The 14,753-nt window shown below is 69.7% G+C and carries 5 protein-coding genes; 4 read left to right on the top strand and 1 reads right to left on the bottom strand.

Going from position 1 to position 14,753, the window contains the following annotated elements:
- Positions 1 to 179: 179 nt before the first annotated feature.
- The 4 genes from ACF07N_RS33430 to ACF07N_RS33415 all read left to right on the top strand — a co-directional run bounded on the left by ACF07N_RS33430 (position 180) and on the right by ACF07N_RS33415 (position 14,394).
- The gene (locus ACF07N_RS33430; RefSeq protein WP_392120272.1) at positions 180 to 5,408 is read left to right on the top strand and encodes a DEAD/DEAH box helicase; all 5,229 of its coding nucleotides are present in this window, start codon (positions 180 to 182) and stop codon (positions 5,406 to 5,408) included.
- A gap of 44 nt (positions 5,409 to 5,452) precedes the next feature.
- Complete coding sequence (locus tag ACF07N_RS33425; RefSeq protein ID WP_392120269.1) at positions 5,453 to 8,485, top strand: helicase-related protein; 3,033 nt, start codon at positions 5,453 to 5,455, stop codon at positions 8,483 to 8,485.
- Positions 8,485 to 12,627, top strand: a complete 4,143-nt coding sequence (locus tag ACF07N_RS33420; protein ID WP_392120267.1) for an Eco57I restriction-modification methylase domain-containing protein — start codon at positions 8,485 to 8,487, stop codon at positions 12,625 to 12,627. Before ACF07N_RS33425 ends, ACF07N_RS33420 begins: the two co-directional genes overlap by 1 nt.
- Before the next feature lie 114 nt (positions 12,628 to 12,741).
- A complete protein-coding gene (locus ACF07N_RS33415) occupies positions 12,742 to 14,394 on the top strand; it encodes a hypothetical protein (RefSeq protein WP_392120265.1) in 1,653 nt (550 codons plus the stop codon).
- 4 nt (positions 14,395 to 14,398) lie between these two features.
- Here the strand turns inward: ACF07N_RS33415 and ACF07N_RS33410 are convergent, their stop codons facing one another.
- Positions 14,399 to 14,716, bottom strand: coding sequence for a hypothetical protein (locus ACF07N_RS33410; RefSeq protein WP_392120263.1), 318 nt, complete (start codon positions 14,714 to 14,716; stop codon positions 14,399 to 14,401).
- Between the last annotated feature and the right edge of the window lie 37 nt (positions 14,717 to 14,753).

The raw sequence follows: 14,753 nt of genomic DNA, 5'->3' as shown, positions 1-14,753 counted from the left end.
ACTGTCATGCGCGGCCAGGAATCGCACTGACTCACCCTGTACACACCTCGCAAGATGCGTGCGCGTTGACTGAGTTCACAAACAATGCTCTCATGGATCTCAGGGATACCGGTCCGCCAGGAGCGCCTGAGCCACTACGGTGAACGGTGCAGGTCGGCGCGGGAGCGAGTGAGGGTTTTGTGGACGTCTTCAAGGTGCACGAGCAGCTGATCGCCGACTACCAGGACTTCACCACGGGGTCCGTCGTCGTGAAGAACGAGCGGATCGAGGAGACCGTCCGCGAAGCACTCGTGCAGGGCAACCAGTGGCCTGACCCATGGCTCTCCCTGAACCCCAGCTTCGCCCCCGGCGGCACCGTCGGTCAGCTGGTGGCCGATGGCTTGCTGCACCCGGAGTGCGAGCGGATCTTCCGTGTGGGCAAGGTGAAGAACGGCCCGCCGGAGCAGGGGCGTCCCATCTCCTTCCACCGTCACCAGCGCGACGCGATCGAGGTGGCCCGGGCCGGCGGGAGCTACGTGCTGACCACGGGCACCGGCTCCGGCAAGAGTCTCGGCTACATCGTGCCGATCGTGGACAGCGTGCTGCGCGCCAAGGAGCAGGGAGCGACCTCCGGCGTCCAGGCGATCATCGTCTACCCGATGAACGCCCTGGCCAACAGCCAGAAGTTCGAGCTGGAGAAGTTCCTGCAGCACGGCTACGGCGAGGGCCATGAGCCCGTCACCTTCGCGCGGTACACGGGCCAGGAGAAGGAGGACGAGCGCGAGAAGATCCTCGAGAGTCTGCCGGACATCCTGCTCACCAATTACGTGATGCTGGAGCTGATGCTCACCCGGCCCCGGGAGCGCAAGGCCCTCATGCGTGCCGCCCAGGGTCTGCGGTTCCTGGTCCTGGACGAGTTGCACACCTACCGCGGGCGCCAGGGCGCGGACGTCGCCCTGCTCGTGCGCCGGGTACGCGACGCCTGTGCCGCGCCGGACCTTCAGGTAGTGGGCACCTCGGCGACCATGTCGACCCAGGGCACCCTGGAGGATCGGCGGCGGGCCGTGGCGGACGTAGCGACGACCCTCTTCGCCACCCCGGTCACCCCGGAACGCGTCGTGGGCGAGACGCTGGTGCGAGCCACCCGCGACCAGGACCCGTCCGACGCGGAACTGACCGAGCGCATACGGACGCGCGCGCCCTCGACCGACTACCACGTCCTCGCCGCCGATCCGCTCGCCTCCTGGATCGAGACCGTGTTCGGTCTGCGCACGCTCACCGACGGCCCGGACAAGGGCAATCTGGTACGGGCCGAGCCGACGACCGTACAGAAGGCGGCCCGGCAGCTCGCCGCGCGCACCGGCGAGCCCGAGCAGGCGTGCGTGGCCGCCATCCGTGACACGCTGCACGCCGGTTCGCAGGCCCGGGACCCGGAGACCGGCCGGCCGCTGTTCGCCTTCCGGCTCCATCAGTTCCTGTCCAAGGGCGACTCCGTGTACGTCTCCCTGGAGGACGAACGGACCCGGTACATCAGCCGCACCTACCAGGTGCGGGTGCCCGGGGCCAAGGACAAGATCCTGCTGCCGCTGTCCTTCTGCCGCGAGTGCGGCCAGGAGTACCTGACCGTGGCCCGTGAGGAGCGTACGGACGGGTCGTACCGCTTCCGGCCGCGCACCGAGGACGACGAGGACAACGGCTACCTGTACGTCAGCGCCGACAACCCCTGGCCGGACGAGACCGGCAAGGCGATCGACGAGCAGCGCTTCCCCGACAGCTGGTTGAAGACGGACGAGGACCGGGGCGTCCAGGTGCTCGTCGACAGCCGCCGCAAGCGGGTGCCGCAGCCGGTGTGGGTCAAGCCGGACGGCTCGGTCGTCGACCGGGACCAGGGCCTGTACGCGGCGTACATTCCCATGCCGTTCATGTTCTGCCTCAACTGCGGGGTCAGTTACGAGTCCGCACGCGGCAAGGACTTCAGCAAGCTGATGACGATGGACCAGGAGGGCCGCTCCACGGCCACCTCCGTCATCAGCTCCAGCATCGTGCGGCACCTCAAGCAGCTGCCGCCCAGCGAGCTGGACGAGGACGCCCGCAAGCTGCTCACGTTCGTCGACAACCGCCAGGACGCCAGCCTCCAGGCAGGCCACTTCAACGACTTCGTCCTGGTGACCCAGTTGCGCGGGGCCCTCTACCAGGCCATGGCCGAGGCCGGCGAGGACGGCCTGCTGCACGAGGACCTGGCACCCGCGGTGGTCGCCAAGCTGGGTCTGAGGCCGCAGGACTACTCCGCGAACCCGAAGGAGGGTTCCCGGCAGGCCCGGCGCACCCTCGGCGCCCTGGCCAAGGTGGTCGAGTACCGCCTGTACCTGGACCTGGAGCGCGGCTGGCGGGTCACGATGCCCAACCTGGAGCAGACGGGCCTGCTGCGGCTGGAGTACGCGGACCTGGAGGAGATCACCGCGGAGGAGGACCGCTGGGCAGGGGTCTCCGGGCCGCTGCGCGCCGCGGACCCGGCCAAGCGCGCGGAGCTGTCCCGCATCCTCCTGGACGAGCTGCGCCGGGTGCGTGCCCTGGACTTCCCGTACTTCGAGCAGTCCGACTTCGACGAGCTGCGCAGGCTGTCGTACCTGCTGGCAGACCCGTGGGGGCTCGCCGAGACCGAGCGTACCCCGCCTCCGCCGGGCACTGCGTACGTGCGCCCGGGCCGGCCGAACCGGTCCCGCAGCGAGATGAACATCACCGCCCGGGGCTCCTTCGGCAAGTTCCTGCGCCGCCCCGGTCAGTTCCCGGCGCTCGGGCGGGCCCTGACCCTGGACGAGGCGCAGCAGGTGATCGTCGATCTGGTCGAGGTGCTGGAGGAGGGTGGCCTGCTCACCGAGGTGCCCGCTGGGCGCGGGGAGTCGCCCGGGTACCGCATCAATCACACCGCGGTGGTGTGGACGGCCCGCGACGACGAGTTCGGCGCGGTGGACCGGCTGCGCCGGACCTACGGCAAGGACCGGGGTCCCCGGGTCAACCCGTTCTTCAAGAACCTCTACAAGAACGTCGCCGGCACGCTCGCCGGACTCCTCGCACGCGAGCACACCGCGCAGGTGCCCGCGCCGGTCCGGGAGAAGCGCGAGGAGGACTTCCGCAACGGCACTCCGTTGCCCCTGCTCTACTGCTCCCCCACCATGGAGCTGGGCGTGGACATCGCGAGCCTGAACGCGGTGGCGATGCGCAACGTGCCGCCGACGCCCGCCAACTACGCCCAGCGCAGCGGCCGCGCCGGCCGGCAGGGCCAGCCGGCGCTGGTGACGACGTACTGCGCCACCGGCAACAGCCACGACCAGTACTACTTCCGCCTGTCCCACCTGATGGTGGCCGGAGAGGTGGCCCCGCCCCGGCTGGACCTCGCCAACGAGGACCTGGTGCGCTCCCACGTGCACGCGATCTGGCTCGCGGAGACGGGCCTTGAGCTGGGCCGGCGCCTCCCGCACATCCTGGACGCCGACGGCGAGGAACCGTCGCTGCGGCTCTTCCCGCACGTCGTCGAGCAGATCCGGGACCCCGCGGCCCAGCGGCGGGCGCTGAAGCGGGCCACCGCGGTCCTGAAGGAATCGATGGACCGGCTCGGCGCCACCTCGTGGTGGGACGAGCAGTGGCTGGAGCGCACGGTGGAGAAGGCGCCGGGCGGTTTCGACAACGCGCTCGGCCGCTGGCGGGAGCTGTTCCGCAAGGCGCTGCGGGAGCGGGAGGTGCAGCACCGGCGCATCCTCGACAACACCCTGGGCAAGGAGGCCTCGGCGCAGGCGGAACGCCGCCGGCACCAGGCGGAGACGCAGCTGAAGCTGCTGAAGAACGAGGACACCTCGGGCAGCACCCTGCTGTCGGACTTCACGCCGTACCGGTATCTGGCGTCCGAGGGTTTTCTGCCCGGGTACTCCTTCCCCCGCCTGCCGCTCGCCGCGTTCATCCCCGGCACCGGCCGGGCCGTGCGCGGTGGCCGGGACGGCGACTACCTGCAGCGCTCGCGCTTCATCGCGATCCGCGAGTTCGGCCCCGGCGCCTTCATCTACCACGAGGGCAGCCGCTTCCAGGTCGACCGTATCCAGCTGCCCACCAGCGCCTCGGGCGATCTGCAGACCGAGGAGGCCAAGGTCTGCGAACACTGCGGTTACCTGCACACCGGCGAAACGCTTGAGAGCACCTGCGACTTCTGCCACCGGGAGCTGTCCGAGGCCCGCTACAACCTGCTCCAGCTGCGGACGGTCTTCACCAAGCGCCGGGACCGGATCTCCTCGGACGAGGAGGAGCGGCAGCGCACCGGCTACTGGGTGGAGGTGTCGTACAAGTTCAACAGGCACGGCACGCGGGACGGCTCGCTGGGTGCCACGGCGGTCGACGGGGACGGCGCGGCGCTCGCCGAGCTGACCTACGGCGACAGCGCCACCGTCCGCCTGACCAACCTCGGTCACCGGCGCAGCAAGCAGCGCTCTGGCTTCTGGCTGGACCCGGTCGAGGGCAAGTGGCTGGACGCCAAGAAGGACCAGGACAAGCCGGGCAAGGAGACCACCGAGGAGCAGGACGGGCTGGAGAGCGCGGAGAAGGCGGACCGCAAGGTGCCGGTGATCCCGTACGTCCAGGACACCCGCAACATCCTGGTCCTTCAGCTCGCCGAGAAGGTGGCCCCCGAGGTGGCGGTGACGTTGCAGTACGCCCTGGAGCGGGGCATCGAGGCGGAGTTCCAGCTGGAGGACGGCGAGCTGGACACCGAGCAGCTGCCTCCGCTCGACGGTCCGCGGGACCGCATCCTGTTCATCGAGAGCGCCGAGGGCGGGGCGGGTGTCCTGCGCCGCCTGCAGGCCGAGCCGGACGCCCTGCGCCGGGCCGCGGCCCGGGCCCTGGAGATCGCCCACTTCGAGCGCGACGGCAGGGACACGGGTGGCCGGGAGGGCGGCCCGCGCTGCGAGATGGGCTGCTACGACTGCCTGCTGTCCTTCGGCAACCAGCGCTGGCACCAGGTCATCGACCGCAAGCTGGTGAAGGACCTGCTGCTGCGCTTCGCCGGTGCGAAGGTCGCCGACGCGGGCCCCGGCGTCTCCCGCGACGAGCACGCCCGGGCCCTCAGCGACGGCGCCGACAGCTCGCTGGAGCGCCGGTTCATCGCCTTCCTGTCCAGGAAGGGCCTGAAGCTGCCCGACAAGCAGCAGGTCTTCGTCCCCAGCGCGCTGTCCCGGCCGGACTTCGTGTACGACACGAAGACGGGCCCGGTGGCGGTGTTCATCGACGGGCCGCACCACGACGACGACGTGCAGGCCCAGCGGGACGAGGACGCGCAGGAGCGGCTGTACGACGACGGCTGGGACGTCATCCGCTTCCGCCACGACGACGACTGGTCCGACGTCGTCAGCCGCTACCGTTCGGTGTTCGGCACCGACCCCTCCTGACCTGATCTGTCTGCACCTCGCACGTTCTTCCGAAAGGTCCACCGATGACGTCGTCCACCACCGCCGCGCCCGCCCGGGACGGCGAGACGCGGTTCGCGGTCGGCTCGCTGGTGCGCGCCCGCGGCCGGGAATGGGTCGTACTGCCCGAGTCGAAGCCCGAACTGCTCGTCCTGCGCCCGCTGGGCGGCACCGACGACGACATCGCGGGCGTGTTGCCGGCCCTGGAGACGGTGGAGCACGCCAGCTTCGCCCCGCCGAGCCCCGCCGACCTCGGTGACCAGGCGGCGGCCGGGCTGCTGCGCAGCGCCCTGCGGATCGGGTTCCGCTCCAGCGCGGGCCCGTTCCGCTCCCTGGCCGGGATCTCCGTGGAGCCCCGCCCGTACCAGCTGGTGCCGCTGCTGATGGCGCTGCGGCAGGAGACCGTGCGGCTGCTGATCGCCGACGACGTCGGTATCGGCAAGACGGTGGAGGCCGGGCTCATCGCCAAAGAGCTGCTGGCCCAGGGCGACGCCCGCGGGCTGGTCGTGCTGTGCAGCCCGGCGCTCGCGGAGCAGTGGCGGGCCGAGCTGCGCAGCAAGTTCGGCATCGACGCCGAGCTGGTGCTGGCCTCCACGATTGGGCGTCTTGAACGCAGCCGCCTCTACGGGCAGTCGGTGTTCCGCCCGGATCGCAACTACGTCGTCTCCACCGACTTCATCAAGTCGCCCCGGCACCGGGACGACTTCATCAAGAACTGCCCCGACCTGGTGATCGTCGACGAGGCGCACACCTGCGTCGCCGACACCTCCCCGGGCGGCGGCCGCCAGCAGCGCCAGCTGCGTTACGCCCTCCTCCGCGCCCTCGCCGATGACCCCGCACGCCACTTGGTGCTGGTGACGGCGACCCCCCACAGCGGCAAGGAGGAGCCCTTCCGCAATCTGCTCGGCCTGCTGGACAAGAAGCTGGAGTCGGTCAGCCTCGACCACGAGGCGGGGCGCACGCTGCTCGCCCAGCACTTCGTGCAGCGCCGGCGCGCCGACATCCGCGACGACTTCCGCGACGACGCCAACTTCCCGAGCGACCGGCTCTCCCGCGAGGTCTCCTACGAGCTGCACCCGGAGTACCGGAACCTCCTGGACGAGGTGCTCGGGTACGCCCGCGAGACGGTGCGCAGCGCGGACGGCGCGCTCCAGCAGCGCATCCGCTGGTGGTCGGCGCTCGCCCTGCTGCGCGCGCTCGGCTCCTCCCCCGCCGCCGTCGGCAAGACGCTGCGCACCCGGGCCGGAGTACAGGACGCCGACTCGGTGACCGAGGCGGACGCCATCGGCAGCCGCACCGTCACCGACCCCGCCGACGACGAGTCGGCCGAGTCCGCCGACGCCGTCCCCGGCACGCTGCTGGTCCCCGGCGACACCGACCCGGACGCCCAGTCCCTGGACGAGGAGGACCGCGCCCGCCTGCTGGCTATGGCCGATGCGGCCGAGGCACTCGCCGGCCCGGCCAAGGACCGCAAGCTGAAGCAGCTCATCGCCACGGTGAAGGAGCTGCTGGACGAGGGCTACAACCCCATCGTCTTCTGCCGCTTCATCTCCACCGCCGAGTACGTCAAAGCCCACCTGGACGCCGCCCTCAACAAGGGCGCCAAGGGCAAGAAGGGCAGCGGGAAGAAGGCGTACGCCGTCGAGGCGGTCACCGGCGAGCTCTCCCCCGACCAGCGGGTCGCCCGCATCGCCGCCCTGACCGAGGAGGACGAGGACGGCGAGACGCCCCCCGAGCGCCGGGTGCTGGTGGCCACCGACTGCCTGTCCGAGGGCGTGAACCTCCAGGAGAGCTTCGACGCCGTCATCCACTACGACCTCGCCTGGAACCCCGCCCGGCACGAACAGCGGGAGGGCCGCGTCGACCGCTTCGGGCAGCGCCGGGACGTCGTCAAGGCGGTCACGCTGTACGGCGCGGACAACGCCATCGACGGCATCGTCCTGGACGTGCTGCTGCGCAAGCACGCCCGTATCCGCAAGGCGACCGGTATCTCCGTACCCGTGCCGGACTCCTCCGAGAACGTGATGCAGGCGGTCCTGGAGGGGCTCATCCTGCGTGGCGAGCGGGCCGAGTTCGAGCAGGAGGGTCTGTTCGCGGTCGAGACGGTCGCCGGGAAGCAGGCGGCCGACCTGCACGAGGCCTGGCAGAGCGCCGCCGAGCGGGAGAAGGCCTCCCGCTCCCGGTACGCGCAGCACGCGGTGAAGAAGGACGAGGTGGCCAGGGAGGTCGCCGAGGTGCGGGCGTCGCTCGGCACGGGCGAGGAGGTGCGCCGCTTCACCCGCCACGCCCTGACCGCGCTGCGCGGCGTCGCCGAGCCCCTGCGCGGCGAGCCGGACGGCTTCACCCTGCACACCGACGCCCTGCCCGCCGCCCTCCGCGACGCCTTCGGCACGCTGCTCGGCCCGCGCCATCCCCGGCCCGTAGCGTTCCATGACACGCCGACCGCCCCGCGCGGCGAGGTGGCGCTCACCCGCACCGACCCGGTCGTGGCGGCCGTCGCCCGCTTCGTCCTCGACGCGGCACTGGACGACCGGATGCCGCAGTGGCAGCGCCCGGCCCGCCGCTGCGGAGTGGTCCGTACGACGGCGGTGGCCAAGCGTACGACGCTGCTCCTGGTCCGCTACCGCTTCCAGCTCACGCTGCCCGGCCGCGACGGCAAGAACCCTCAGCAACTGGCCGAGGACGCCCGCCTGCTGGCGTTCCGCGGCGGCGCCGCCAACCCCGAATGGCTGCCCGAGGAGGAGGCTTTCGCGCTGCTGGACGCCCGTGCGGCGCAGAACACCGAGCGCCAGTTCGCCCAGGACCACATCACGAAGATCCTGTCCTCCCTGGACTCCCTCATGCCGACGCTGGAGCAGCACGGCGAGGAGCTGGCGGCCCGCCTGCTGGAGTCGCACCGCCGGGTGCGCGGCGCCTTCCGGGACGTGCGCGGCGCCTCCGGCCCGGCCCGCCGCGGCCTGCGCGTCACCGTGCAGGGTCGCCCGGACGTGCTCGGCGTGTACCACTACCTGCCGGTCCCCGTCCTCACCGGCACCACCACGAACGGGGAAGCCCGCTGATGAGCCTCGCGAAGACCATCGTCACCGAATCGGTCCTCACCGTGGGCGGCCTGCTGCCGCCGGACATGCTGATCCGCGTCCGCGACGGCAAGGACGTGCCGGGTGCCCAGCCGTCCGACTACGGCCTGTTCGCGGTCAACGACACCGTCCGGGACGCCGCCGAGCGTTCCTGGTCGTATCTGAAGGGTGTGTGGGCGGCCTTCCAGGACCAGCTGGTCAGGGACGGCGCCGACCGCATCGACGGTATCCCTGCCGTGGGCGTCACCGTCGAGCGCTGGCTGCTGCCGCTGTTCGAGCAGCTGGGTTACGGCCGTCTGCCGGACGCGCCCGGGGAGGGCCTGCCGTCGGCGGACGGCGAGAAGCGGTTCGCGGTCAGCCACGTGTGGCAGGGCACGCCGGTGCACCTGACCGGCTGGAACGTCGACCTGGACCGCAGGAGCGCGACGCTGCCCGGCCCGGCCCCGCAGTCGCTGCTCCAGGAGTACCTCAACCGCAGCGGCGACCAGGCCCTGTGGGGCGTGCTCGCCAACGGCCGGCTGCTGCGCCTGCTGCGCGACTCCACCTCCATGGTCGGCTCGGCGTACGTCGAGTTCGACGTCGAGGCCATCTTCGAGGGCGACCGCTTCGCCGACTTCCTCCTCCTGTGGCGCCTGACGCACCGCTCCCGCCTGGAACCCCCCGGCGACAGTGGCCCGGCCGGCTGCTGGCTGGAGAAGTGGCGCACGGAGGCCATCGCGAGCGGCACCCGCGCCCTCGACCAGCTGCGCAAGGGCGTGGAGAAGGCGCTGGTGACCCTGGGCACCGGCTTCATCTCCCACCCCGACAACGGCGGGCTCCGCGAGAAGCTCCACGAGTCCGAGGTCACGGTCCGGGAGATGCACCCGGCGCTGCTGAACCTGGTGTACCGGCTGCTGTTCCTGTTCGTGGCGGAGGACCGCGACCTGCTGATCCCGCCGGACGCCCCGGCGGAGGCCCGCGAGCGCTACGACACCTACTTCGCCACGGCCCGCCTGCGCCGCACGGCCACCCGTCGCACGGGCAGCCCGCACGGCGACCAGTGGCACGCCCTGCGCCTGGTCCTGGACGGCCTCGGCAAGGAAAGCGGCCTGCCGGAACTCGGCCTGCCGGGCCTGGGCGGCCTGTTCGAGCGCACGGACAAGGACGCGGTCCTCGACGGCCTGGGGCTGTCCAACGAGGCCCTTTTCACTGCGGTGAAGGCCCTGTCCGTCGTGGTCGACCCCAAGCTGAACCGCCCCCGCCGCGTGGACTACCGCCACCTCGGCGCGGAGGAACTGGGCTCGATCTACGAGTCCCTGCTCGAGCTGGTGCCGCGCTTCAACCCGGCCGCGAACAGCTTCGAGCTGCGCACGCTCGCCGGCAACGAACGCAAGACGACCGGCTCGTACTACACGCCCTCCTCGCTGATCGACTGCCTGCTCGACTCCGCTCTGGACCCGGTGATAGACGACGCGGTCAAGTCGGGCACGACCCGGGAGGAGCAGGAGGCGGCGCTGCTGCGCCTGACGGTGTGCGACCCGGCGTGCGGCTCGGGCCACTTCCTGGTGGCGGCGGCCCGCCGGATCGCCAAGCGTCTGGCGGCGGTGCGGACCGACTCCCCGGAGCCGAGCGCGGAGGCGACGAGGACCGCACTGCGGGATGTGATCAGCCGCTGCATCTACGGCGTGGACCTGAACCCCATGGCCGTGGAGCTGGCCAAGGTCTCCCTGTGGATCGAGTCCCTGGAACCCGGCAAGCCGCTCGGCTTCCTGGACTCGCACCTCAGGCACGGCAACGGCCTGGTCGGTACGACACCGAAGCTGCTGGCGGAGGGGCTGCCCGACGACGCGTTCAAGCCGATCGAGGGCGACGACAAGACCTGGGTGACGGCCCTGCGCAAGCGCAACGCGGCGGAGCGGGTGGCGTGGCAGGCCCGGTCGTCGGGCGTCCATCAGGGCGAACTGTTCGCTTCGGTCACGGCTCTGGCGGGCTCGAACGTGAAGCTGGCGCGGGCGGCGGCGGACATCACCAACGCGCGCAATGACGACCTGGAGCACGTGCACCGGCAGCGGGACGCGTATCTGGCGCTGACGGCAGACCCCGAGTCGGACTACGTCCGGGAACGGGACCTGGCTGACGCGTGGTGTGCTGCGTTCGTCTGGGAGAAGACGAAGGAAGCGCGTCCGCCGGCCCTGACCCTGGAGAGCCTGCTCGCATTGCGGGAGGGCGGCTGGGAGAAGCTGCCGGAGGGCACGCGGGATGTGGTCTACCGGCTGCGGGACGAGTATCGGTTCTTCCACTGGCATCTGGAGTTCCCCGAGGTGTTCTCGGTGCCGGAGGACTCCGACTTCTCGGCCGCGGGGGTGGATGAGCGGACCGGGTGGGGCGGGGGGTTCAGTTGTGTGCTGGGGAATCCGCCGTGGGAGCGGGTAAAGCTCAAAGAGCGGGAATTTTTCGCTACACGCAACGAGAAGATCGCTACGGCCCCCAACAAAGCCGCTCGGGAGCAGCTTATCGAATCTCTAAGAACGAGCGAGGAGCCTGCAGAGCGAGGCTTGCTCGCCATGTTCATGGCGGCTAAGCGCCAGTCTGATGGCGTCAGCCACTTGTTGCGATTTTCTGGCCGCTTTCCGCTCGCTGGGCGTGGTGATGTCAACACGTACGCGGTGTTCGCGGAGACAGCGTCTCTTGGCATCGCTTCACACGGCCGCTCTGGTCTGGTCCTGCCGACGGGCATCGCGACCGACGCGACGACGGCACCGTTCTTCTCCGACCTGGTGCGCAGCGCGCGGCTTGCAGCCTTCCTGGACTTCGAGAACGAGGCCTTTTTGCTGAGTCGGGCAGTACATCATGGGGTCCGCTTCTGCCTCCTAACGGTGGCGGGCCGTGATGAGCGTGTGCAGGAGGCTTCTTTCGCCTTCGCCACGCGCTACATGGAAGATCTGCCTAGCCGCCGCTTCTCTATGCCGCCTGAGGAAATCCTGCTGGTCAATCCCAACACGGGTACGCTCCCGGTCTTCCGATCACGCACCGATGCAGAGATCACGCTCGGTATCTATCGCCGGGTGCCGGTGCTCTTCCGGGAGAGCGATCCACTCGGAAATCCATGGAAGTTGTCATTCTCGCGGCTGCTTCACATGTCGGACGACGCCCCGCTTTTCCGCACGAAGCAGCAACTCTTGAATGACGGCTGGAGCCTCAAGGGAAACGTCTTCGAACGAGGGGACCGAAAATATCTTCCGCTGTATCAAGCAAAGATGTTGCACCACTTCGACCACCGGCTTGGCACGTACGATGGCCAGACCGAAGCGCAGGCCAATGTGGGGACTCTGCCTCGGGTGACGCCAGAGCAGCATGACGATCCGCGGTTCGTACCCCTTCCCCAGTACTGGGTGCCGGAATGTGACGCCGATACAGGGCGGAAGGACAGGAAGGGCCAAGCCGTCAAGAGGCCCGGTGTAGCCACACTGTTGGCAGAGCGTGAGTGGGACAAGGACTGGCTAATCGGCTTTCGAAAGATCACTAACCAAAACAACCAGCGCACCCTGGTTTCTTTCGTCTTCCCTGCCCACGGACTCGGAGACTCGGCCAATCTCATGCTGCCGACGGCGGGGGGCGCTTTCGCCGCACTCTACGCCAATACGGCTGCCTTCGTCCTGGACTACGTCCTCCGGCAGAAGCTAGCGGGTACCAACCTCAACTACTTCCAGTTTGAGCAGCTCCCGGTCCTCCCACCGTCAACCTACGAGATCGAGGAGCCGTGCTACGCAGGCCGCGTCGGGGACTGGCTCACTGCCCGCGTATTGGAGCTCGTTTACACGAGTGAAAACATGGCTCCGTTCGCTAAAGACCTCGGTGACCATGGAGCTCCATTCCGTTGGAACGAACATCGCCGCGAACTGCTCCGTGCTGAGCTGGACGCCGCCTTCTTCCATCTCTACGGCTTGGACCGCGACGAGGTCGACTACGTCATGGAGACGTTCCCCATCGTCAAGCGGGACGACGAGGCCGCCCACGGCACCTACCGAACCAAGAACCTGATCCTCGACATCTACGACCGCATGGCCGAGGCCAAACGAACCGGCACCGCCTACCAGACCATCCTCGACCCGCTCCCCGGCCAAGGCCCCCGCCACCCGGCGTGACCCGGCCGCTCCCACACCACCGCGCCTGAGCACCCCCCACCGGCGCACCGCCCAAGCGGTGCGCCGCACTCGGCGTCTCCGCTCACCTGCCGCCGCACCGCCCAGGAGCCGCCCATGGAACCCCGCAACTACCGCATGGTCGTGTCGACGAAGCAGGACTTCGTCACGGCCTCGGCCATCACGGACCGCCAACTGCAGCACTGGCTGGGGGTGATGAAGCGATACGACACCTCTGTGCTGGACGAGGGTCGCAATGAGATAGCCGAGGGAGTGACCCTCGACTACGACACCGTCTCCGGCCGGCACGGCGCCTACTCCCGCTGGCGCCTGCGCGAGTGGAGGGACCGCCCGGTCCCGGGCACCTGGCAGTCCACGCTCGTCGTCCGTTCGGACCCTCGGGAGGATGACCACCGCACTTGGGTCCAGGTCGACATCGAGCACCTCCCGGCGTCATCGGACCTGCGGCCCATCCGTGCCAACACTCCAGGCATTGCGAAGCTGCTGCTCGACGCGCTCGACGCCCAGGACGGTCTCGCCGACGTCGGCACGGTCCCGAAGTTCATCGAGCCGGACGATGTGGAGGAGGTGATCGAAGAGCTCTGCGACCTGGACCGCAGGCTCCCCATCGTCGTGGCGAGCGTGCCCTACGGACAGGACCCGGAGTCCTGGACCGAGAAGGTCGTCGAACCGGCCTTCAAGCACCTCACCGGGCTCGCCGTGACGTACGTGCTCCCCCAAGCCTCCCAGCAGTTGTTCGAGAGCACCTTCGACTACCACCGCGTCTTCGGCGGCGGCATCCGCACCTACCTCCCGAGCGTGGACCCGGCCTGGCAACCCGACGCCCAGCGCCACCCGGTGATGTCACGATCCACGCTGGAGGCGAATCCGAAACGGGCCGCAGCCATCCTCGCGGCCCTCCCCCAGCGGCTCGCCCTGCGCCTGCCGCTCCCCGGGCCCCTGGACAACCTGCCCGTCCAGCGCACCCGCCCCCGCCCGGCGGCCCACGGTTCCGGCCTAGGTGAACTTCGCGCTGAGAACACCACCCTCACCAAGATGCTCGAAGAGGCCGAGCAGCGCGAGAACGCCTACGGCGACGCCCTGAGCGACCTGCGCCAGCAGCTCCAGATCGCCGCGGAGCAGGAGTTCGACCAGGCCGCCGAGAACCAGGACCTGTACGCCAAGCTCAAGCACGCCGAGCGCCAGGTACGGGCCTTGCAGATACGGCTCGAAAAGGCCGGTCAGTACGACCTCGCGCACGCGCCCGTCGAGGAACCCGCCGACTGCCCGGCCACCTTCACCCAGATCCTCGACCGCATGGGCGAGTTCCCCCGCCTGCGCTTCACCGGCAACCGGAAGATCACCAGGGAACTCGACGCCCAGTGCATCGGCAACTGGGTCGAGGTCGCCTGGGATGCCCTCCGTGCCCTAGACGACTACGCCGCCGCGTCAGCCGACGGAACGGCGGGCGGCGACTTCCGCTACTGGTGCTCCCACATGCCGGACGACTGTGAGCACCCCTTCCCTGCGGGCAAGGTCAAGATGAAGGAGTCCAAGACTGTCGGGAGCCGCGAGGATTGGCGCCGTGAGCGCACGTTCCCGGTTCCCGAGGCCGTCGACCCGAACAGGAAGCTGTTCATGGAGGCCCACCTCCGCATCGGCGGCGGCAACACGGTCGCCCCACGGCTCTACTTCCACGACGATGGCCCTAATACCGGCCTGGTGTACGTGGGTTACCTTGGCCCGCACCCCACCAACACCAAGACATGACGGCTCAGCGTCCGGAGGTGAACCGTACGAACGCGTCCCACTCCCGGCGCTCACCAGCCTGATCGCGCGCGCTGTGCCGCATCTGGAGTGCCATGGCCCTGTTCGCGGTCCGGAAGGCGGCGAGGATCTCCGGACGTTTCGTGTCACATAGCGTCTCGATGCCAGATTCGATGCGTCTGACCGCCGCCTCGATCCTGGCCAGGATGCGGTCGGCGGCCGGACGTCCCCAGGGCGGGACGTCGCGAGCGCGCTGCTCCTCGTACAAGGCCCGGTATCCGGCGGCGAACGCGCGGAGCTCCTTACGCAGGTCACCGACGGTCACCTGGTCGTCCGCGGACGGGCCAGCCGCAGGAGGGGAA

Origin of the sequence: Streptomyces sp. NPDC015242 (assembly GCF_043079125.1) — a bacterium.
In the GTDB taxonomy this organism is placed as follows: domain Bacteria; phylum Actinomycetota; class Actinomycetes; order Streptomycetales; family Streptomycetaceae; genus Streptomyces.
Note: the sequence above shows the minus strand (reverse complement) of the source record. Positions and strands in the feature narration are given on the sequence as shown.

Coding starts and splice junctions, on each gene's coding strand:
- ACF07N_RS33415 (WP_392120265.1), top strand. CDS start 12,742: ATGGAACCCCGCAACTACCGCATGGTCGTGTCGACGAAGCAGGACTTC.
- ACF07N_RS33425 (WP_392120269.1), top strand. CDS start 5,453: ATGACGTCGTCCACCACCGCCGCGCCCGCCCGGGACGGCGAGACGCGG.
- ACF07N_RS33420 (WP_392120267.1), top strand. CDS start 8,485: ATGAGCCTCGCGAAGACCATCGTCACCGAATCGGTCCTCACCGTGGGC.